This is a genomic window from Pantoea sp. CTOTU50773 (genome assembly GCF_032082325.1).
GTDB classification, from domain to species: Bacteria; Pseudomonadota; Gammaproteobacteria; order Enterobacterales; family Enterobacteriaceae; genus Pantoea; species Pantoea communis.
In genome coordinates this window covers 1-19443 of the sequence record NZ_DAMDQC010000033.1, presented here as the reverse complement: position 1 = coordinate 19443, position 19443 = coordinate 1, and the positions used below count along the sequence as shown (strand labels likewise).

At 54.7% G+C, this 19443-nt stretch carries 23 protein-coding genes and 2 tRNA genes; 10 read left to right on the top strand and 15 right to left on the bottom strand.

Translation table 11 applies throughout. From position 1 onward, the window contains the following. The first annotated feature begins 32 nt into the window (after positions 1 to 32). The gene (gene helD / locus RT340_RS07755; RefSeq protein ID WP_313375182.1) at positions 33 to 2087 is read left to right on the top strand and encodes a DNA helicase IV; all 2055 of its coding nucleotides are present in this window, start codon (positions 33 to 35) and stop codon (positions 2085 to 2087) included. A 3-nt stretch (positions 2088 to 2090) separates the two neighbouring features. Here helD and RT340_RS07750 read toward each other — a convergent pair whose 3' ends face one another. Next, positions 2091 to 2552 (bottom strand): methylglyoxal synthase, encoded by a 462-nt coding sequence (locus RT340_RS07750; protein ID WP_034820416.1) that lies wholly within the window; start codon positions 2550 to 2552, stop codon positions 2091 to 2093. A 67-nt stretch (positions 2553 to 2619) separates the two neighbouring features. Then, the gene (locus tag RT340_RS07745; protein WP_097119296.1) at positions 2620 to 3246 is read right to left on the bottom strand and encodes a DUF2057 family protein; all 627 of its coding nucleotides are present in this window, start codon (positions 3244 to 3246) and stop codon (positions 2620 to 2622) included. 174 nt (positions 3247 to 3420) lie between these two features. Between RT340_RS07745 and RT340_RS07740 the strand changes: the two genes are divergently transcribed. Then, a complete protein-coding gene (locus RT340_RS07740; protein ID WP_034820410.1) occupies positions 3421 to 3843 on the top strand; it encodes a CoA-binding protein in 423 nt (140 codons plus the stop codon). A gap of 32 nt (positions 3844 to 3875) precedes the next feature. Here RT340_RS07740 and hspQ read toward each other — a convergent pair whose 3' ends face one another. Next, complete coding sequence (gene hspQ, locus RT340_RS07735) at positions 3876 to 4193, bottom strand: heat shock protein HspQ (protein WP_313375178.1); 318 nt, start codon at positions 4191 to 4193, stop codon at positions 3876 to 3878. 58 nt (positions 4194 to 4251) lie between these two features. Next, positions 4252 to 5442 (bottom strand): 23S rRNA (cytosine(1962)-C(5))-methyltransferase RlmI, encoded by a 1191-nt coding sequence (rlmI, locus tag RT340_RS07730; protein WP_313375176.1) that lies wholly within the window; start codon positions 5440 to 5442, stop codon positions 4252 to 4254. 82 nt (positions 5443 to 5524) lie between these two features. On the opposite strand from rlmI, the gene yccX reads away from it, so the two are divergent. Beyond that, on the top strand, positions 5525 to 5803 hold the full coding sequence (gene yccX / locus RT340_RS07725) for an acylphosphatase (protein WP_182057296.1): 279 nt from the start codon (positions 5525 to 5527) through the stop codon (positions 5801 to 5803). On the opposite strand, the gene tusE is transcribed toward yccX, so the two are convergent. After that, entirely contained in the window at positions 5804 to 6130 is a 327-nt protein-coding gene (tusE, locus tag RT340_RS07720) for a sulfurtransferase TusE (protein WP_038647738.1), read from the bottom strand. Positions 6131 to 6230: 100 nt separating this feature from the next. Beyond that, entirely contained in the window at positions 6231 to 6887 is a 657-nt protein-coding gene (gene yccA, locus RT340_RS07715) for an FtsH protease modulator YccA (RefSeq protein WP_034820380.1), read from the bottom strand. 224 nt (positions 6888 to 7111) lie between these two features. On the opposite strand from yccA, the gene RT340_RS07710 reads away from it, so the two are divergent. From RT340_RS07710 to agp, 3 genes are all read left to right on the top strand, one after another. Then, positions 7112 to 7199, top strand: a tRNA-Ser gene (locus RT340_RS07710). 35 nt (positions 7200 to 7234) lie between these two features. Further along, positions 7235 to 7322: transfer RNA gene (locus RT340_RS07705), tRNA-Ser, on the top strand. 256 nt (positions 7323 to 7578) lie between these two features. Beyond that, complete coding sequence (gene agp / locus RT340_RS07700; protein WP_313375172.1) at positions 7579 to 9189, top strand: bifunctional glucose-1-phosphatase/inositol phosphatase; 1611 nt, start codon at positions 7579 to 7581, stop codon at positions 9187 to 9189. Between the two features lie 48 nt (positions 9190 to 9237). On the opposite strand, the gene RT340_RS07695 is transcribed toward agp, so the two are convergent. Genes RT340_RS07695 through wrbA form a run of 3 tightly spaced genes read right to left on the bottom strand, consistent with a single transcriptional unit; the run spans position 9238 to position 11515 of the window. After that, the gene (locus tag RT340_RS07695) at positions 9238 to 10611 is read right to left on the bottom strand and encodes an NAD-dependent succinate-semialdehyde dehydrogenase (protein ID WP_097119568.1); all 1374 of its coding nucleotides are present in this window, start codon (positions 10609 to 10611) and stop codon (positions 9238 to 9240) included. Between the two features lie 53 nt (positions 10612 to 10664). Next, complete coding sequence (locus RT340_RS07690; protein WP_038647733.1) at positions 10665 to 10895, bottom strand: YccJ family protein; 231 nt, start codon at positions 10893 to 10895, stop codon at positions 10665 to 10667. A 20-nt stretch (positions 10896 to 10915) separates the two neighbouring features. Then, entirely contained in the window at positions 10916 to 11515 is a 600-nt protein-coding gene (wrbA, locus tag RT340_RS07685) for an NAD(P)H:quinone oxidoreductase (protein WP_034820354.1), read from the bottom strand. A gap of 311 nt (positions 11516 to 11826) precedes the next feature. On the opposite strand from wrbA, the gene RT340_RS07680 reads away from it, so the two are divergent. Both RT340_RS07680 and RT340_RS07675 read left to right on the top strand, forming a co-directional pair. Continuing rightward, positions 11827 to 11991 (top strand): general stress protein, encoded by a 165-nt coding sequence (locus RT340_RS07680; RefSeq protein WP_071845623.1) that lies wholly within the window; start codon positions 11827 to 11829, stop codon positions 11989 to 11991. A 111-nt stretch (positions 11992 to 12102) separates the two neighbouring features. Then, positions 12103 to 13017, top strand: a complete 915-nt coding sequence (locus tag RT340_RS07675) for a DMT family transporter (protein WP_097119569.1) — start codon at positions 12103 to 12105, stop codon at positions 13015 to 13017. Here the strand turns inward: RT340_RS07675 and rutG are convergent. From rutG to rutA, 6 genes are read right to left on the bottom strand one after another with little or no spacing between them, the layout of a single operon-like run. Further along, positions 13014 to 14339, bottom strand: a complete 1326-nt coding sequence (gene rutG, locus RT340_RS07670; RefSeq protein ID WP_211727758.1) for a pyrimidine utilization transport protein G — start codon at positions 14337 to 14339, stop codon at positions 13014 to 13016. The genes RT340_RS07675 and rutG overlap by 4 nt on opposite strands. Positions 14340 to 14384: 45 nt before the next feature. Continuing rightward, positions 14385 to 14906 carry an NADH-dependent FMN reductase RutF gene (gene rutF, locus RT340_RS07665; protein WP_313375165.1) on the bottom strand — a complete coding sequence of 174 codons (522 nt, stop codon included), beginning with the start codon at positions 14904 to 14906 and terminating at the stop codon, positions 14385 to 14387. A 16-nt stretch (positions 14907 to 14922) separates the two neighbouring features. Beyond that, positions 14923 to 15726 (bottom strand): pyrimidine utilization protein D, encoded by an 804-nt coding sequence (rutD, locus tag RT340_RS07660; protein ID WP_097119572.1) that lies wholly within the window; start codon positions 15724 to 15726, stop codon positions 14923 to 14925. Then, positions 15726 to 16121 carry a pyrimidine utilization protein C gene (gene rutC, locus RT340_RS07655; RefSeq protein WP_058959636.1) on the bottom strand — a complete coding sequence of 132 codons (396 nt, stop codon included), beginning with the start codon at positions 16119 to 16121 and terminating at the stop codon, positions 15726 to 15728. The genes rutD and rutC overlap by 1 nt, the downstream gene beginning before the upstream one ends. A 44-nt stretch (positions 16122 to 16165) precedes the next feature. Continuing rightward, complete coding sequence (gene rutB / locus RT340_RS07650; protein ID WP_160832462.1) at positions 16166 to 16876, bottom strand: pyrimidine utilization protein B; 711 nt, start codon at positions 16874 to 16876, stop codon at positions 16166 to 16168. Continuing rightward, positions 16876 to 17967 carry a pyrimidine utilization protein A gene (gene rutA, locus RT340_RS07645; RefSeq protein ID WP_160832463.1) on the bottom strand — a complete coding sequence of 364 codons (1092 nt, stop codon included), beginning with the start codon at positions 17965 to 17967 and terminating at the stop codon, positions 16876 to 16878. The genes rutB and rutA overlap by 1 nt, the downstream gene beginning before the upstream one ends. A 308-nt stretch (positions 17968 to 18275) precedes the next feature. On the opposite strand from rutA, the gene rutR reads away from it, so the two are divergent. Together rutR and RT340_RS07635 are read left to right on the top strand one after the other, a co-directional pair. Then, positions 18276 to 18911, top strand: a complete 636-nt coding sequence (rutR, locus tag RT340_RS07640; protein ID WP_034820328.1) for an HTH-type transcriptional regulator RutR — start codon at positions 18276 to 18278, stop codon at positions 18909 to 18911. A 23-nt stretch (positions 18912 to 18934) separates the two neighbouring features. Further along, the coding region (locus RT340_RS07635) for a metal-dependent hydrolase (protein ID WP_313375159.1) at positions 18935 to 19443 on the top strand (509 nt) is incomplete at its 3' end.

Here is a 19443-nt window from a genome sequence, read left to right as displayed (position 1 = left end):
GCGATAATCGAATTCCACAAGACGGTGCGGACATGGAACTGAAAGCAACATCAATGGGCAAACGTCTGGCTCAGCATCCCTATAATCGGGTGCGTCTGCTGGCCGCTGGCGTGGAAGTCAGTGGCGATCGTCACGAATATCTTATCCCGTTCAATCAGTTAATCAGTATTGCTTGTAAACGCGGCATGGTTTGGGGAGAGCTGGAATTTCACTTGCCAGAAGATAAGGTTGTACGCCTGCACGGCACGGAATGGCAGGAGACGCAGCGTTTTTTCCATTACTTGCAGCATGCCTGGCAGCAGTGGAGCCAGGAAATGAGCGAAGTCAGTGCACAAGTCCTGATGGCTTTGGAACAGGAGATTATCGCCTACACGCAACAGGATCGCTGGTTAAAGCGCAGCCAACTGGCTACGGTAAAGGAGAGCATTCAACGCCAATTTTCCGCCTTACCGCTGCCACTTTCGCGCCTGAATGAGTTTGATAATTGCCGTGCGCGCTGGCAGTTTTGCCAGCAGTGGTTAGAACAAGGTGAAACCGCCATTCGCCAGCGCAACCGTGAATGGACGACGAAGGTCATCAAGGACTACCACGAGTTTTTCTCCACTGTCGAAACTACACCGCTTAATGCTTCCCAGTGCGAAGCGGTGGTCAACGGTGAAGACGCCTTACTGGTGCTGGCCGGTGCGGGAAGTGGTAAAACCTCGGTGCTGGTGGCACGTGCCGGTTGGTTGCTGAAACGCAAGCTGTCACAGCCGGAGCAGATTCTGCTGCTGGCATTTGGTCGCCAGGCGGCCGAAGAGATGAACGATCGTATTCAGCAACGCTTAGGTGAGAGTGCGATTCAGGCGCGAACGTTTCACGCGCTGGCATTGCACATCATCCGCGAAGGCAGCAATAAGCAGCCGGTGATCAGCAAGCTTGAAAGTGACAGCAAGGCGCGGCGGCAACTGCTGATCGACACCTGGCGCGAACAGTGCAACAGTAAAAAGGCGCAGGCGAGCGGTTGGCGTCAATGGTTGCAGGAGGAACTGGAGTGGGAGGTCGCTGAAGGCCCATTCTGGCAGGATGACAAGTTGGCGCAACGGCAGGCCTCACGCATGGAGCGCTGGCTGGGACTGATGCGCATGCACGGCGGTGCGCAGGCGGCGATGATTGCCGATGTACCTGAAGATTTCCGCGATAACTTCAGCAAACGCGTCAAACTGACGGCGCCGCTATTAAAAGCCTGGAAGAGTGCGTTGAAAGAGGAGGGGGCAGTCGATTTCTCCGGGCTGATCCATCAGGCGATTGCCATTCTCGAAAAAGGACGCTTTATCAGCCCGTGGAAGCATATCCTGGTGGATGAGTTTCAGGATATCTCGCCACAGCGTGCCGCTTTATTGACTGCGTTACGTCAGCAGAATAAGCGCACCAGTTTGTTCGCGGTGGGCGATGACTGGCAGGCAATATACCGTTTCAGCGGCGCCGAGATGAGTCTGACCACGGCTTTCCACCACTACTTTGGTGACGGCGATCGCTGTGTACTGGACACCACCTATCGTTTCAACGATCGCATCGGTGAGATTGCCAACCGCTTTGTGCAGCAGAATCCTCATCAGCTGCGCAAGCCGCTCAACAGTCTGAGCAAGGGGAATAAGAAGTCAGTCACGCTGCTGCCGCAGGAGCAACTGGAACCGTTGCTGGATAAATTAAGTGGCTATGCGAAACCGGAAGAGCGTGTGCTGTTGCTGGCGCGCTATCACCATCTGCGTCCTGCCATCCTCGATAAAGCCAAAACGCGCTGGCCGAAATTGCAGATTGATTTTATGACCATTCATGCCAGCAAAGGGCAGCAGGCAGATTTTGTCATTATGCTGGGCCTGCATGAGGGGCGTGATGGCTTCCCCGCTGAGGCGCGTGAATCGATTATGGAAAAGGGGTTATTACCCCAGCCGGAAGATTTCCCTGACGCTGAAGAGCGACGGTTGGCCTATGTGGCGATTACCCGCGCACGTCAGCAAGTGTGGATGCTGTTTGATAAAGATCGGCCTTCCGTTTTTGTCGAACACTTCCGCGAATTGGGCGTGCCGCTAAGTCGGAAGGCCTGAACATTACGCTTTCAGGCGGTCGGCAAGATAGCGCTGATAATCGGGGATTTGGATCTCAAACTGCTGGGCAAACATCGGTGCCTGAATAATGAAATCCGCGGTGGCGCGATTGGTCGCCACCGGGATATTCCACACGGTGGCCAGACGTAACAGGGCTTTGACATCGGGATCGTGCGGCACCGCATTTAACGGATCCCAAAAGAAGAACAGCACATCGATTTTCCCTTCGGAAATCAAAGCACCCACTTGCTGATCGCCACCCATCGGGCCGCTTAGCATGGCGTTGACGTCTAAACCGGTGTGGCGATTAATCAGATTACCTGTGGTGCCGGTGGCATAGAGCACATGCGGTTGCAGCGCGCTCTGGTTGGCTTTAACCCACTCCAGTAGCGTCGCTTTACAGTGATCGTGGGCAACGAGGGCAATGTGTTTCTGAACGTTAAGGGTACGAACGGTCTGCTCCATAGGGCTTCCTGTTTCTTCTCATGCATTAATTTTAAGGCATGAGTGTACCCCTGACATTTCAACACTATCAACTTGCGCGTAAGGTTTTCATCCAACTGATAAATCTCAGGCGTGTAGCAGCATCAAAACGCTGAAACCACTGTTGCAGATAAGGTAACTCTCCCGCATCCTGCCAGGCAAAATCGAGACTCATCTGGGCATCCGGCGCACTCACCGATTGCAGCGCAAAGCGAGGAACCGATGCCGCCTGGGCAGTACGGTTATAATTCAGCATGGCCTTTTCCAGATCGCTATCGCTACCCTGTGGTAAGCGATCGCGCACGCTGGTGATTTCATTCCCTCGTTCATCAACGAGCTGGAAATTTAGCGCCTTATCGAACGTGCTGCGTTCTCGGCGGTTGGCCAGAACGGGTAAACGAATCGCGACTGAGGTGGCGCTGGCATTGAACGTGACGATCATCGGCACCGACTGAAAATGCGTGGCATCCGCACAAGGTTTTTCAACGCGAAACAGGAATTGATGCTGCCCACGCTCCAGCTCCAGGCTGTCCGCGCCTTTCAGCAACGAGCCTGAGATTTTGCGACCATCGAGCACCAGCAAGTCGATTTCAGGATCGAGTTTGAGGGTGATGGCATGGCAGGATGCCGATACGAGTAACACGAGTAAACTCGTAACAGCCAAAGACAGCTTCATTTCAACTCCCGGAGGATGGGGATTAAGGGTGATGTGTAGCAAATTATTACATTATGGCAGTAAATTTACATTTTCACATATTTATTCGTGCTGAGGCGCAAAGTTTTATCTGAGGGGCTTGCACTGTGTCACGCAATGGCAACTACACTCAGGCGAACGAACAAGGAGAAAAAAATGAATGATCAAACGATTCGTGATGTATTGAGCCGCACCAAACGCATTGCATTGGTAGGGGCGAGCGATCGCGCCGATCGCCCAAGCTATGGTGTGATGAAGTTTTTGCTTGATCAGGGTTATGAGGTTATTCCGGTGAGTCCAAAACTGGCGGGGCAGCAGTTGCTGGGGCAGACCGCTTACGCCACGCTGGCAGAAATTCCGGGTAAAGTGGATATGGTAGATGTGTTTCGCAATGCTGAGGCCGCGTGGGGTGTGGCGCAGGAAGCGATTGCCATTGGTGCCGATACGCTGTGGCTGCAATTGGGCGTGATCAATGAGCAGGCGGCAGTGCTAGCGCGCGATGCGGGCATGACGGTGGTGATGGATCGTTGTCCTAAGATTGAAATTCCGCGTCTGGGTATTCCGCCCATCGCGTCGTAAAGCTGAAACGGCGACCGAGGTCGCCGTTGTCATTAATGGCGCAGGCTAGGTGCCTGCAACTGCTGCCGGATGGAAGCAGCAAGTTCATCCATCGAAGGTTGCTCAGGATGCTCATACGACGTTTCACCGGCGAGTTGAATTTCAGCAATATAGGTGTGAACCTGTTCGCCTTCTTCATCTTCCATCACTACGTGATACCAGGGTGCGGCGCGCAGCGTTTCACTGGCCGCCACATCATCCTGCTCGGGTTCATCGAGCGAAAACTCCGGATCGACATCCACAATAACGCCGAGCACCCCGGAGAGACGGTGACGGACCTGCTGTCCAATGCCAAATTTACTGGTAATCATGGTGCCTCCCAAAACTGTGCCCTGTCTCTAATATGGAGGCAGGGTACAGATTTTCAAGTCACAGCACGCGGCAGGCAAAACCTTTCAGATAAAGACCTTCAGGATAGCTGGCGATCACGGGGTGATCGGCTGCCTGACGGAACTGCTCTACAAATTGTACATCACGACCCGCATCCACTGCGGCATCGGCGATAATTTTCTGGAACAGTTCGGTGGCCATCAGTCCTGAGCAAGAGAATGTCAGAAGAATACCGTTAGGATTGAGCAACTGCATCGCCAGCATATTAATATCTTTATATCCGCGGCAGGCGCCCATCAGCTGATTCTTGTTCTCAACAAATTTCGGCGGATCCATCACGATCACGTCAAACTTTTCGCCGCTGTCACGGTAGCGACGCAGCAGTTTGAAGACATCATCACGCACGAACTGTGCACGAGACAGATCGAGGCCATTGAGCTCAACGTTCTGTTTCGCCACATCCAGCGCATCCTGTGACGTATCCACGCTAATCACTTCGCGGCAGCCACCCATCAGAGCCGACACGGCAAATCCGCCGGTGTAAGAGAAGCAGTTCAGCACGCGAGCGTTTTCAGCGTAGCGGCGCGTGGCAAAACGGCTGTCACGTTGATCAAGGTAGTAACCGGTTTTATGGCCGCCCTGAATATCGACCAGCAATTTCATACCGTGTTCGATAATCGGCAGTAACGGTGGCGGTAGCTCACCGGTCACTGGACCTTGTGTCAGTTCCAGCCCTTCTTTTTTGCGCACGTCAACATCAGAACGATCGTAAATCGCGCAAGTTGGGAAGCACTGCTGTAAGGCAGAGAGAATTGCCGGGCGTTGATATTCAGCACCGGCTGACAGGAGCTGCAGCACCATAAAGTTGCCGAAACGGTCAATGGTCACACCAGGCATACCATCCGACTCACCGGCAATCAGACGATAGCTATCAAGGCCATCACGTTGCGCCAACCATTTGCGCCACTGCTGTGCTTTTTCAAAAGCGCGGACAAAGAAGGCGATGTCGATTGACTCATCCTGCTGCCAGCTCCAGACGCGCGCGCGAATTTGTGACTGCGGAGAATAAGCGGCACGGGCCAGCCATTTACCATTGCTGTCGCAGACATCAATAGTTTCACCAGACTGGGCTTTACCTTCCATACGGGCAACGGCACCTGAGAACACCCACGGATGGCGGCGGAGCAGGGATTTTTCACGTCCCTTTGCGAGAATCAATCGAACGGTCATGTTTGCTATGCTTACCTGAAAAAATGAGGCGCCATTTTCCGGTGGATGGCGGCAAATTGCAACGCACAATGGGGAGATAGCCATGGCGAACACGTGCTACAAAATCTGGGTGCACGGTATGGTGCAAGGGGTAGGCTTTCGTTATTACACCCAGTCACAGGCCAATAAACTGGGCGTTACCGGTTATGCGCACAACCTGCGCGATGGCAGTGTTGAAGTGCTGGCCGCTGGCGATGAACAAAAAGTGGAGGCGTTAATCGCCTGGCTAAAAGCAGGTGGGCCAACCAGTGCACGGGTCGATAAGGTGCTGGTGGAACCTCATCAACCCACGCCGATGCCCACGCGATTTACCACTGGCTGATTACAGACACTTGGCAGGTTTTGGCAGACCGGCAATTTTAGTGGCTTGTTTTGCCGGACCTTCAGGGAACAGTCGGAACAGGTAGCGGCTATTGCCTTTTTCCTCGCCATATTTCTGCGCCATGGCTTTCACCAGCATGCGCACCGCAGGGGAAGTATTGAACTCCTGATAGAAGGCGCGCACAAAGTGTACAACTTCCCAGTGAGCCTCACTCATCACAATGGCTTCATTCTCAGCAATCACCGCAGCGAGTGCTTCGCTCCAGTCCGCACTATTTTTTAAGTAGCCTTCCGCATCGGTGGCGATCTCTTTACCGGCAAAAATCACAGTCATTCCTCACAGCATCAATCGGCGTATTGTAAGTTCGCCAACGGCTAAAAAGCAAAAACCCCGCCGAAGCGGGGTTTTGGACATTTATGTCTGCAGCTTAATCTTTGCTGGCGAAGCCTAACAGGCTCAGCAGGCTGACAAAGATGTTATACAGCGACACATACAGGCTCACGGTGGCGCGGATATAGTTGGTTTCGCCGCCATGAATGATGTTACTGGTTTCCCACAGAATCGCACCCGCTGAGAACAGGATAAACAGCGCACTGATCGCCAGATGCAGCGCTGGCAGTTGCAGGAAGATATTCGCCACGACCGCAACCAGCAGCACCACGAAGCCAGCCATCATCATACCGCCAAGGAAGGACATGTCACGACGCGTGGTCAGGACGTAGGCCGAACAGCAGAAGAACACCAGCGCCGTACCGCCCAGCGCCATGGCAATCACATCGCCCATGCCTGCCGCAAGGAAGGAACTTAGGATTGGGCCAAGGCAATAACCGAGGAAACCAGTAAAGGCGAAGGCCGCCAGAATACCTGCCGGGCTATTCGCCAGACGGTAGGTCAGGAACATCAGACCGTAAAAACCGACCAGCATCAAAATTAATCCGGGAGAGGGCAGAGCAAAAACGGTGCTGAGCGTGGCAGTGACCGCGGAGAACGCCAGCGTCAGGCCAAGTAAGAAGTAGGTATTGCGCAGCACTTTGTGGGTGCTGATCAGCGATTGCTGCTGTGACGAGCTAATTATTCTATCCATCATGCGCTCCATTATAGAGAGAGAACACCAAATATGGCCTGAGGATACGCAACGGCTACCAGACAGCAAAGTCGTTTTACCCATCTTTACGCGATAAATTGCTGTTTCACTGAGCAGAATGGTGATTTTGACAGCGAAAAAATGGATTTTGGCTGTTTTTCAGGCGAACGATTCAATCCGCGCTTTACATCGTTCGGGGGGATGTTTATAGTGCGCCTCATTGCGGAGGGGTGGCCGAGTGGCTTAAGGCAACGGTCTTGAAAACCGTCGATGGGAAACCATCCGAGAGTTCGAATCTCTCCTCCTCCGCCATCACTCTTGCAGAGTGAAGTGACAAAAAGATTTCCGGAGGGATGGCCGAGTGGCTTAAGGCAACGGTCTTGAAAACCGTCGATGGGAAACCATCCCAGAGTTCGAATCTCTGTTCCTCCGCCATATTAAAGAAGCCCGCAGAAATGCGGGCTTTTTGCTTTTCTGCGTTCCGGAATTCCGAAAAACATCCCGTTGCTTTTCAATCTGCTGCCGTTACCCGACGGCACCCGTGTTTACTGCTATATTCCATTCACGGTTTTTGTAAACATCTGGCGATTTTCCGAGGCAAGCTGGGTTACACTGTGCGGTAATTCGCTCAATGGCGAGCTAATCGTTTGAATGCCAGAGTGTTTCACTGATGAATTATGGAATAGGCACAATGATCAAGAAACTGAGTCTTTGCGCGTTGTCAGTTATCGCTGCGCTCCCGATCGGTATGTCTGCTTACGCGGCAGATGGAGATATGCAGTTACAGCAAGTGCTGATGCTGAGCCGTCACAATCTGCGCGCACCGTTAGCCAACAACGGCAGCGTGCTGGAACAATCCACCAAGAAGAATTGGCCGCAGTGGGATGTGCCCGGCGGCGAGTTAACCACCAAAGGCGGCGTGCTGGAAGTCTACATGGGTAACTATACCCGTCAGTGGCTGGCACAGCAGGGCCTGGTGGAAAGCGGCACCTGCCCGGACAGCAGCAACATCTTTGTCTATGCCAACAGCCTGCAACGTACGGTCGCCACCGCGCAATACTTCATTACTGGCGCTTTCCCGGGTTGTGATATTTCCGTGACGCATCAGGATGCGATGGGCACCATGGATCCTATCTTTAATCCGGTGATCACTGACGGCAGCGACGAATTCAATAAGAAAGCGCTGGCGGCGATGACGGCTGCGAATGAGAAGCTGGCGCTGAAACCGGCTTTCCAGCAGTTAGAAAAAATTGTTGATTACAAATCGGCACCGGCCTGTAACGGTAAAAAACAGTGTGATCTGAGCGGCGGTGACAACACCTTCAGCGCAGAAAATGGCAAAGAGCCTAACGTGAATGGACCGTTGAAAATCGGCAATTCGCTGGTTGATGCCTTCACGCTGCAATATTACGAAGGTTTCCCGGCCGATCAGGTGGCCTGGGGCCAGATTAAAACTCCTGAGCAGTGGAAATCCCTCGCGGCAATCAAAAATGGTTATCAGGATGCGCTGTTCACTTCTCCCGATGTCGCGCGTGAAGTGGCCGCACCGCTGGTGGATTACATCCGCAGCCAGTTAGTGGACCAAGACAAAGCGAACGCACCGAAAGTCACGGTGATGGTGGGGCACGATTCGAATATTGCCTCACTGCTGAGCGCATTGCAGGTTAAGCCATACGAGCTGCCGGGTAACGATGAGAAGACGCCAATCGGTGGTCAGGTGGTGTTTGAGCGCTGGCACGATGCTAAAAACAACAAAGATCTGCTGAAAGTGGAATACGTTTATCAGACAGCGGAACAGCTGCGCAATGCTGATGTGCTGAGCCTGAAAAACCCGCCGAAGCGTGTCACGCTGCAACTGGCAGGCTGTGATGCCGATGCTAACGGCTACTGCAGCTGGGATCAGTTTGCTACCGCGTTGAATACTGCGCTGCAGGGTACCCCGCTGCAGCCGGCTGCTCCGGCTCCAGCGGCACAAACAGCGCCTGCTGCCGCCAATGACGACGCTAAAGCGAAAGCGGATCAAGCCGCTGCAGATAAAGCGGCCGCCGACAAAGCCGCAGCGGACAAAGCAGCTGCGCAGAAAGCGGCTGATGCTAAAGCCGCTGAAGAGAAAGTGAAGGCTGACAAAGCGGCTGCCCAAAAAGCAGCTGAGGATAAAGCGAAAGCTGAGAAAACCACTGCACAGAAAGCGGCGGAGGACAAAGCGAAAGCTGATGCCGCTGCAGCGCAGAAAGCGCAGTCAGATGCGACGCCAGCCAAGCCGGAAGGTGAGGCGGCAAAAGCCGCTCCCGCCAGCAACTAACGTCGCTGTAATGAAAAAACCCCGCCTCGACGGGGTTTTTTATTTCCGTTAACCGGCGACGACCACCAGTTTTTGATTCGCAAACTCCTTCAGGCCAAGATCGGACAACTCCCGTCCATAGCCTGAGCGTTTCACGCCACCAAACGGCAACTCCGCGGCGGTATCGCTTTGAGAGTTGATAAACACCATACCGGTCTCGATCTGCGATGCCATGTTGCGCCCACGCAAAATATCGCGCGTCCACACTGAACCGCCCAGACCGTAGTGCGAATCATTGGCCAGTGCGATGGCGGTGCGATCGTCAGCCACCACATAAACCTGTGCCACCGGTCCAAAGAACTCCTGGTAATAGGCGGGATTTTGCGGTGTGAGGCCAGTCAGTATCGTTGGCTGATAATAACAACCCACGCCTTCTATCACTTTTCCGCCCAGTTCAACATGCGCACCCTGCTTAACCGCATCCTCAACCTGTTTCACTAAACGGTCGCGAGCCTCTTTCGATGAAAGCGGACCCAGCGTGGTGCTTTCATCCAGTGGATCCCCCGGTTTGGCCGATTGCAGGGCCGCACTAAACTTCACCATAAACTCCGTCGCGATTTTTTCGTGCAGGATAAAGCGCTTCGCTGCGGTACATACCTGACCACAGTTACTTAATCGCGCCTGCGCGCCCTGGCGCACGGCTTCGTCAATATCGGCATCGTCCAGCACCACGAATACGTCATTGCCGCCTAACTCCAGCGTGGACTTTTTCAGATGCTTTCCGGCCTGCTCCGCCACAGCGCTACCGGCACGTTCAGAGCCCGTTAGCGCGACACCTTGCACGCGCGGATCGGCAATCAGATCGGCGACTTGTTGATTAGAGATAAACAGATTGCTCCACGCACCCTTTGGCGCACCCGCTTCTTCAACCAGTTTTTCGAAGACATCCGCACAGTGCGGCACAATATTGGCATGTTTCGCCAGCACCGGATTTCCCAATGCCAGATTTGGCGCCAGCACGCGCATCAACTGGTAATAAGGGAAGTTCCAGGGCTCGACGGCGACCACCACGCCAATCGGGTGATACTCAAGCCAGGCATCGCCCACCGTGCTGGGATAAGGTTGTGCCTGTAATAAGTGAGCCGCATGTTCGGCATAGTACCGAGCGATCTGCGCGCAGATTTTTACTTCCCCCCGGCTTTGACCAATTAACTTGCCCATCTCACGACTGGCAATCTCAGCTAATTCGTCAACGCGCTGATCAATCAAATCGGCCAGTCGGTGCAGCACCTGCAGACGTGGCTGCATATCGCCTTTACACCACGTAGAGTGGTAGAGTTCGTCAGCCGCGCTGAGTGCCTGCTGCATATAGGTGTCATCGTGATCAGGCCAGGATTTCAGCAACTGATTATTGGCCGGGTTGATGCTTTGGTAGGCTGACATAAAGGGCTCCTTGGCAGAAAAAATGACAAAGGCGGGACATGCCCGCCTGCGTGTTAAACGTTTTTACGCTCGACTGTTTTGTCGTCCCACGTCAGAACGTCCTGATCGGTCTTATCAAAAGCGCGGAGCAGCACATCGTCGCTACCTTGCTGACGCCAGATTTCTTCCGCGAGTCGTTCGTCATAATTCGCCACCTCAAAAATGGCTTCAGCAATTTCAGGTGAGGTGTGGCGCAGCGTGGCCCATTCGCCCACGTGGTGAGCTTTCGACTGTTCTGTGGCCATAAAGGTCTCCTGTTGTGGATTTATCCTTGCAGTTTTACCGCCAGTCCGGCGACGTATTGGCCCTGATAGCGGGCAATTCCCAGTTCTTCTGCTGACGGTTGGCGTGAGCCGTCACCGCCCGCAATGGTGGTGGCGCCATAAGGCGTGCCGCCGCGTACCTGAGAAATATCGAAAAGTTCTTTGGTGCCATAACCGATGGGGACGATAACCATGCCGTGATGGGCGAGGGTGGTCCAAACGGAGGTGATGGTTTGTTCCTGGCCGCCACCGGTGCCGGTAGAGGCGAACACACTGGCGAGTTTGCCGTACAGCGCGCCTGAGGCCCATAATCCGCCGGTGCGATCCCAGAAATTACGCATCTGACCGGCCATATTGCCAAAGCGGGTTGGCGTACCCACGATGATGGCGTCGTACTGGGTTAAATCTTCAGGTTTTGCTTCAGCCGCCGCCTGATTCACCTTGCCGCCCACCTGCGCAAATCTCTCCGCATCCATGCTTTCCGGTACACGAAGAATGGTGACTTCCGCACCGCTCACACTCTTTGCGCCTTCAGCCACGGCTTGCGCCATGGTTTCGATATGTCCATACATTGAGTAATAAAGCACCAAAACTTTTGCCATGGTTTTCTATCCTGCTGAGGGTGATGAGTATTCAGAAGTATAGAAGAGACTGCGTAAGGTGCCGGAAGGGAGGATAGATGGATACGTCTAGCGCTGCGCTTTTTACCGGGCTAACCGCTTGTAAGCTGGATGTTAATCTGGTTTATGATAGAAAAATAAGTGAATTATATGTTTCAAAGTATGAATATTAGCCGAATATCAGACTGGCCTGGCTATCCTTTTATCAGGTGGCGCGAATACTCCGCCGCCTTGCTTTTCACTACATTGGATGAAAAGGCCTAACCACAGATGCTCAATCCCTGGAGGAAATGATGGCACAACATCGTGGAGGATCAGGCAATTTCGCGGAAGACCGCGAGAGAGCCGCGGAAGCCGGTCGTAAAGGCGGAAAAAATAGCGGCGGTAATTTCAGGAATGACCCGCAACGCGCTTCCGAAGCAGGTGAAAAAGGGGGACGCAGTCGCAGCAAGAAATAATGTGATTGTGTTTGATTCCCCCCTCCGCCGGGTTCTCCCGGCGGTAACAAAGATTGCTTTTCCCCTCCTGACCAGGCAAAAATGATCGCCAATCGATTATTGTGGTGCGTTATGTCTGCTTCAAATTCCCGTCTCAGCCTGCGTATTACGCGTCAGGAACTCGTTCTCATCTTCATTACCATGGTTTGGGGTGGCACCTTTTTGGTGGTGCACCGGGCGATGGCACATTCCGGTCCCTTTTTCTTTGTGGGGCTGCGCTTTGCCACGGCATCGTTATTGCTGGCCTTTTTCTTCCGCCGTTATCTGAGGCACATGACATGGCTCGAAGTGAAAGCCGGTGCGCTGATTGGCCTGTCGATTGCGGGTGGCTACGGCTTACAAACCTGGGGGATGCAAACCATCTCCAGCAGCCAGTCGGCGTTTCTGACCGCGCTATATGTGCCGGTGGTACCGTTACTGCAATGGGTATTTCTGCGCCGTCCGCCAGGGTTAATGGCATGGATTGGCATTATGCTGGCGTTTACCGGTTTAGTGCTGGTGGCCGGGCCACAAGACGGTAGCCTGACGTTGAACGCGGGCGAGATAGCGACGTTACTCAGTACACTGGCGATTGCGGCTGAAATTATTCTGATCAGTCGCTTTGCAGGCCAGGTTGATGTGCGTCGCGTGACGCTGATCCAACTGATGGTCGCATCGGCTTGCGCTTTTGTCTTTATGATCCCTAATGGCGAATCGGTCCCAACGATCTCAACGCCATTGCTATTGAGTGCGCTGGGTCTGGGTGCGGCCAGTGCACTGATTCAGGTGACAATGAACTGGGCGCAGCGCAGCGTGTCACCGACGCGGGCTACGGTGATTTACGCCGGTGAACCGGTCTGGGCAGGGGTGGTTGGACGGATTGCGGGTGAACGTTTACCGGCCGCTGCCTTGTTGGGCGGTGTGCTGATCGTTTGTGGGGTGATCGTCAGTGAGTTACGACTTCGCCGCAAGAAAGCGGTGCCTGAGCAGGCACCGCTGGAGCCTTAAGGATGCTGTCGTGCCGCCTGGTTTGCCAGCGCGGCACCCCGACGTTTAAGAATGGCATTAAGAATAATGGCACCGAAGGTCGCGGTGCCAATTCCGCCAATGGTAAAACTGCCGATCTTTAAAGCAAAATCGCCAGCACCCAGCACTAACGTGGTGGCCACCATGATCAAATTGCCGTTCTGACTGAAATCAACGTTGTTTTGCACCCAGATCCGCGCACCTGCCACGGCAATTAAACCGAATACCACAATAGAGGCACCGCCAATCACCGGGCCGGGAATGGTATGGATCAAGGCACCAAACTTCGGTGAAAAGCCGAGTATCAGCGCAATCACTGCTGCCGCGACAAACGCCAGTGTCGAATAGACTTTGGTGACCGCCATTACGCCAATATTCTCGGCGTAAGTTGTCACGCCGCTGCCTCCCATCGAACCTGACAGCATGGTGGCGAGGCCATCCCCGACAAACGCACGTCCCATCCAGGGATCAAGATTGCGTCCCGTCATACCGGCGACGGCTTTAATATGCCCAAGATTTTCAGCCACCAGAATGATGGCGACAGGGGCAATCATCACTATCGCCTGCATATCAAATACCGGCGCGGTGGTGTGTGGTAAACCAAACCAGGGCGCACTGGCGACACCGCTAAAATCGACTGGCTTACCGAGGCCAAACACATTGGTGAGCAAGGCGTAGATCGCCCAGGCGACAATCAGGCCAACCAGAATCAGCAAGCGCTGAACCAAACCGCGTGTGAAGACCGCGACCACGCCAATGCACAGCACGGTCATGACGGCCATCCAGCTATCGAACATTGATGCTGATACGCCATGGACAGCAATTGGTGCCAGGTTCAGGCCAATTGCCATCACCACTGCACCCGTGACGACAGGGGGCATGAGCCGCTCAATCCAATCCGTACCCACCTTCATAACGATCAGGCCAATGAAGGTATAAAGCGCGCCGCAGGCAATGACGCCGCCTAGCGCCAGCGACAGATTAGGGTTCAATCCCTGGCCGTTGAATCCGGTCACTGCGATAATCACCCCGACAAAGGCGGCGCTGGATCCAAGATAACTCGGCACGCGTCCGCCAGTGACCACAAAGAACAGCAGCGTGCCGATACCGGAAACCAGAATCGCCAGGTTGGGGTCGAGTCCCATCAACAACGGCATTAGCACCGTCGCGCCAAACATTGCTACAGCATGCTGCAGGCCCATGACAAACGTCTGCCCGAACGGCAGGGTTTCATCCGGTGCAATCAGCCCATCTTCGGTCATGGCTGACTTTTTCTGCCAGCGGGGGAACCAGGAATTCGCCATCGTTTTCTCCAGGATATCGGTGGAACCGGACCGCGCAGAGCGGCGTTAGCGGGCGTCCTGCCGTAAAAGGTGATGATATCCACGGTCAAACCACGCCAGGCCATGGGAATCATCGTTACGTACCAGCGCAAGTGCTTCACACATCAAAACGTCGTGTGTGCCAACACTGACCACCTGGGTGATTTTGCAATCGAACGACACGGTGGCACCCTCCAGCAGCGGTGAACCGCTGGCCAGCGTGTGCCAGTTAGCCGCAGCAAAACGCTGATCCATCGGCGTTTTACCACCAAACAGTGTCGAAAGATCTTCATGACCGGCCGCCAGGGTGTTGACGCACAGATAGCCATTGTCCCGAAAGGTCGGCCAGACTGAGGCCGAACGATTCAGACACACCAGCAAAGTGGGCGGCGTATCCGTCACGCTACAGACAGCAGATGCGGTGAATCCGGCGCGACCAGCCGGACCGTCGGTGGTGATGATATTCACCGCCGCCCCCAGTCGTGCCATGGCATGGCGGAAAGCATCGCGATCTACATTCTGTAGCAGCGGCAGTTCATGCACACTCATGGTTTCACTCCTCTGTTCAACTGGCGGCGCGCTGTGCAGGAGCAGCCGTTTCGGCCAGCCACCCCAGCAGCAGAGCGTTAAACTTATCGGCATCGGTCACGCTCATCGCGTGCCCGCCCCACGGCATCTCAATCAGACTGCCATTCGGCAGCGCCTGGGCCAGTTGTGGAGAGCAGCTCCACGGCACCAGCAGATCGTCCTGGCTACAAATGGCTAACACAGGCTGATGAATCCGCGCCGCATGCGTACGGAAATCACTGTTCATTAATGCATGCAAGCGGCGCAGCAGATTTTCCATGCCCTGAAAATGGGTCACGTGATGGGCATCTTCAGCGGTGATGCGCGCCTGATGGCGCGCCAGCCATTCAGCCGGATAGAGGAACAGTGGCTGCGCTCGCACGAAGGCTTCAACGCCTACGTTGAGCAGGAGATCCTGCCGCACCTGGAAGCAGCGTTGCGTATGAGGATCCAACGAGAGCCAGCCATTAATCACCACGACGCGGCCGACACGATCGGGACAATCCAGCGCCAGCTGCAGGCCAATCAGGCCACCCAGTGCGTGGCCAATAATGTCGTAATGGTGAATGTCATGCTGCGCCAGTAGCTCAGCCAGTTCGGCGGCCATCATCGCCATACTGTAGCCTTCAGGCAGCGTATCGGCACTGCGACCGGTACCGCGCTGATCGTAAGTTACCACGCGATAATGGGGAGCGAGCGCCGCCAGCTGGGGTTGCCAAAAGCCCGCCACGCCACCCAGGCCGGACGACAGCACCAGTGTTGGCGCGTCGGCAGCGGTTAAACCATGAATCTCAAGGTGCATTACGCCTCCTGCGGCCCGATGTGCGCGACGCTGGCAATTTCAATCAGCGCATCTGGTTTAACCAATCCACACTGAATGCAAAAGCGCGCGGGTTTGTCGCCGGGGAAATACTCGGCGTAGACCTGGTTAATCGCGGCGTAATGGCTCCAGTCGGTGAGGAAAATAGAGTTGAAAGTGACGTCACTCATGCTGCCACCGGCGGTCTCGATCACCTTTTTGATGGTTTCCAGTACGTGTCGGGTTTGTGCCGCGGCATCGCCGACGTGGACGACATTGTTACTGGCATCGAACGGTAGCGTGCCTGACACGTACACCACGCCATCGGCCAGGGTTCCTGGCACAAAGGGCGCAATCGGGGTGCCGCTTCCGGCAGGAATAATCACACTTTTAGGCATCGTCGCAGTTCCTTATCGTTATGGTTTTGCAGGTGAGATGGACCCTAAGCTTTCAGAGCTTCACAAAAAGTGTCCGTGTCGCTAACCCAGCCAAAGAAGGTTTCGATGTTGAAAATCGCCGCTTGTTGGGCAAATGCCGGTCCGGCCTGATAAGTGGCGTCTTCCAGCACCACGCCAAAATATTCGAGGAAGAAGCCATCGCGCAGTGTCGACTCAACGCACACGTTGGTGGCAATGCCGGTGAACACCAGGTGGCGGATACCGCGGCTGCGCAGCATGCTATCGAGTGGCGTATTGAAGAAGCCACTGTAGCGCGGTTTGGGCAGCACGATGTCTCCTGCCTGCGGCACCAGTTCATCCACCAGCGCATAATCCCAGCCGCCTTTCGACAGCAGCGTGCCCTGTAACTCCGGGCGCTTACGCATGGTTTTCAGTGCATTCGATTTATGGAAGTTAGGCGAGCCGGCATCACCCGCTTCAACGTACTGGTCATCCCAGCCGTTCTGGAACCAGATAATCTGCATGCCAGCGGCGCGCGCTGCGGTTACCGCCTGATGAATTTTGGCGATCACTGGCTTTGTGGCGGAGACATCAAAACCAGCAAGATCCAGATAACCCCCTTCGGTGGCATAGGCATTCTGCATATCGACGACGATCAAGGCGCTTTGCGTCGGCGGCAGTGCAATCGCTTCTGGTCGGGCGGGCAGGGTGATATTGGGCAAACTCGACGTATGGGCGCAAGTCACGGTACTCATCAGGCAACCTCCTTCTGCGAAGTGATAACGTCTTGACGACACTGCATTAATGGCTGGATACGCTCACCGAAATCTTCAATGCCTTGCAGGAAGTCATCGAAGGTCAGAAGCACGCCCTGTGTGCCGTCAACCTCGGCAACTTCATCCAACATTCGTGCCACATTGGCGTATGAACCCACCAGGGTGCCCATATTGATGTTCACGGCTGATGTGGGATCGGCCATCTGACGCACGTTGGTGTCGCTGCCGGACTTGGTATCCTGCTGACTTTGTGTGGTGAGCCAGGCGAGCGCTTCTTCATCAGCACCCGCTTTGTAATGCTCCCATTTGGCGCGTGCGGCTTCGTCGCTTTCGGCAGCAATGATCATAAACAGCACATAGGAACCGACATCCCGTCCGGCTTTATCTGCTGCGACTTTCATGCGGCTGGCGGTCGGGGCGAAGGCGGTAGGCGTATTGACCCCTTTACCGAAACAGAAGTTGTAATCGGCATGCTGCGCGGAGAACGCCATGCCGGCATCGCTCTGACCGGCGCAGATCACCTTCATCGGTTTCTGCGGTTGCGGGCTCACGCGGCAGTCGTTCATGGTGAAAAATTCACCCTTGAAGTCACTCTGACCGGTGCCCCATAAATCGCGCAGCACAGTGACGTACTCGGTGAGGTATTGGTAACGGCTGGAGAAGTATTCATCACCCGGCCACAATCCCATCTGTTCGTATTCCGGTTTCTGCCAGCCGGTGACCAGATTGACACCGAAACGACCATTGGAAATCGAATCGATGGTGGCGGCCATGCGCGCCACAATTGCTGGGGGCAGCGTCAGAGTGGCTGCCGTGGCATAGATTTCAATTCTTGAGGTCACCGCCGCGAGCCCCGCCATCAATGTGAAGGATTCGAGATTGTGATCCCAGAATTCGGTTTTACCCCCGAAGCCGCGCAGTTTGATCATCGAGAGCGCAAAGTCGAAGTGATAATGCTCGGCCTTCAGCACAATCTCTTTATTCAGTTCAAAAGTCGGTTTGTACTGCGGCGCATGGGTGGAGATGAGCCAGCCATTATTGCCAATCGGGATAAATACGCCAATTTTCATGTGAAACCTCTCTGCATTGAACGGGCATTGCTCTACGCGCTGCACTGCTTCCTGCACGCATCCTGCGAGCGGCGCTCAGTCACAAAACTGCAAAGCCTGTGCCACATTTTTAAATACCTTGTACAACAATGTGTTAAAACCCATGGAAGGATGAAAGTGGAGTGGTTGGTCTAAATCAGACCGTTTGGTCAAAACTTTTTGCACGTTTTTCATGCGCACGGTGGTCAAAAAAGGTGCAGGGAGAGCGATTAGGCAGGAAAGAGGGGCTTTGTTATGATGCGAACAGGCAGGATTGAAGAGGTAACAGTGTGAAAAGCGATGAAAAACAACCGGGCCGACGTTCACGTGCCGTTGCCGCAAAACGGGCTGCGATACTGGAAGCGGCGTTAAGCTTCTTCTCGCAGTTCGGTATTCACGGTACCAGCCTCGATAAAGTGGCAGAGCGTGCCGACGTATCCAAGACCAATTTGCTTTACTACTATCCCTCAAAAGAGGTGCTGTATATCGCGGTTCTGAAGGAGATCCTTGATGTCTGGCTGGCTCCACTGCGCGCACTGCGCCACGATCAGGACCCACTGACCGCCATTCGGAAATATATCCGTCTTAAGCTGGAGGTGTCGCGCGATCACCCGCAGGCCTCGCGCTTGTTCTGTCTGGAAATGCTCCAGGGTGCGCCGTTACTCAAAGGTGAACTGGCCGGGGATTTAAAAGCGCTGGTGGATGAGAAGGCGGCGATCATCGAGCAGTGGATTGCGGAAGGGCGGTTAGCCGGGGTGCAGCCGCAGCATCTGTTTTTCCTGCTGTGGGCCACCACGCAACATTACGCGGATTTTGCGTCACAGGTTGAGGCGATCACCGGCCAGACCCTGAGTGACCCGGAATTTTTCGAGCAAACGCTGGAGAATGTACAGCGCATGATTATTGAAGGGATCCGCGTGCGTTGATCCCGCTTTAACCAGGAGAGTGCATGGATTCGCTATCACAACTGACGTTGGGCGCGGCGGTCACCGTCGCGGTGATGGGCAAGCGCGTGCCGCTATGGCAATCGGCGCTGGTGGGTGCGATTGCCGGCACCTTGCCCGATCTGGATGTGTTTATCGATCATGGCGATGCGATTCGCAATATGACGCTGCATCGAACTGAGAGTCATGCGCTGATATGGCTCACGCTAGTTGCGCCTCTGCTGGCCTGGCTGATCGCAGGTGCAACACGCAGTCGCTCCCACTGGCGCGGCTGGTGTCTGGCAATTTGGCTGGCCCTGATCACGCATCCGTTGCTTGATCTGACAACGGTGTACGGCACGCAGCTGGGGTTGCCGTTTACCGATTTCCCCTACGCGATTGGCAGCATGTACATCATCGATCCGTTTTATACCTTGCCGTTGCTGATCGCGCTGGGGGCGGCGCTATGGCGGCGTGCTGGAGTCGGACTGCGCTGGTATCAGGCGGGTTTGCTGATCACTACGCTGTATCTTGG

Bases quoted from the DNA above. Each gene is read 5' to 3' on its own strand.
- helD (WP_313375182.1), top strand. From the start codon at position 33: ATGGAACTGAAAGCAACATCAATGGGCAAACGTCTGGCTCAGCATCCC.
- RT340_RS07750 (WP_034820416.1), bottom strand. From the start codon at position 2,552: ATGGAGCAGACCGTTCGTACCCTTAACGTTCAGAAACACATTGCCCTC.
- RT340_RS07745 (WP_097119296.1), bottom strand. From the start codon at position 3,246: ATGAAGCTGTCTTTGGCTGTTACGAGTTTACTCGTGTTACTCGTATCG.
- RT340_RS07740 (WP_034820410.1), top strand. From the start codon at position 3,421: ATGAATGATCAAACGATTCGTGATGTATTGAGCCGCACCAAACGCATT.
- hspQ (WP_313375178.1), bottom strand. From the start codon at position 4,193: ATGATTACCAGTAAATTTGGCATTGGACAGCAGGTCCGTCACCGTCTC.
- rlmI (WP_313375176.1), bottom strand. From the start codon at position 5,442: ATGACCGTTCGATTGATTCTCGCAAAGGGACGTGAAAAATCCCTGCTC.
- yccX (WP_182057296.1), top strand. From the start codon at position 5,525: ATGGCGAACACGTGCTACAAAATCTGGGTGCACGGTATGGTGCAAGGG.
- yccA (WP_034820380.1), bottom strand. From the start codon at position 6,887: ATGGATAGAATAATTAGCTCGTCACAGCAGCAATCGCTGATCAGCACC.
- agp (WP_313375172.1), top strand. From the start codon at position 7,579: ATGATCAAGAAACTGAGTCTTTGCGCGTTGTCAGTTATCGCTGCGCTC.
- RT340_RS07695 (WP_097119568.1), bottom strand. From the start codon at position 10,611: ATGTCAGCCTACCAAAGCATCAACCCGGCCAATAATCAGTTGCTGAAA.
- RT340_RS07690 (WP_038647733.1), bottom strand. From the start codon at position 10,895: ATGGCCACAGAACAGTCGAAAGCTCACCACGTGGGCGAATGGGCCACG.
- wrbA (WP_034820354.1), bottom strand. From the start codon at position 11,515: ATGGCAAAAGTTTTGGTGCTTTATTACTCAATGTATGGACATATCGAA.
- RT340_RS07680 (WP_071845623.1), top strand. From the start codon at position 11,827: ATGGCACAACATCGTGGAGGATCAGGCAATTTCGCGGAAGACCGCGAG.
- RT340_RS07675 (WP_097119569.1), top strand. From the start codon at position 12,103: ATGTCTGCTTCAAATTCCCGTCTCAGCCTGCGTATTACGCGTCAGGAA.
- rutG (WP_211727758.1), bottom strand. From the start codon at position 14,339: ATGGCGAATTCCTGGTTCCCCCGCTGGCAGAAAAAGTCAGCCATGACC.
- rutF (WP_313375165.1), bottom strand. From the start codon at position 14,906: ATGAGTGTGCATGAACTGCCGCTGCTACAGAATGTAGATCGCGATGCT.
- rutD (WP_097119572.1), bottom strand. From the start codon at position 15,726: ATGCACCTTGAGATTCATGGTTTAACCGCTGCCGACGCGCCAACACTG.
- rutC (WP_058959636.1), bottom strand. From the start codon at position 16,121: ATGCCTAAAAGTGTGATTATTCCTGCCGGAAGCGGCACCCCGATTGCG.
- rutB (WP_160832462.1), bottom strand. From the start codon at position 16,876: ATGAGTACCGTGACTTGCGCCCATACGTCGAGTTTGCCCAATATCACC.
- rutA (WP_160832463.1), bottom strand. From the start codon at position 17,967: ATGAAAATTGGCGTATTTATCCCGATTGGCAATAATGGCTGGCTCATC.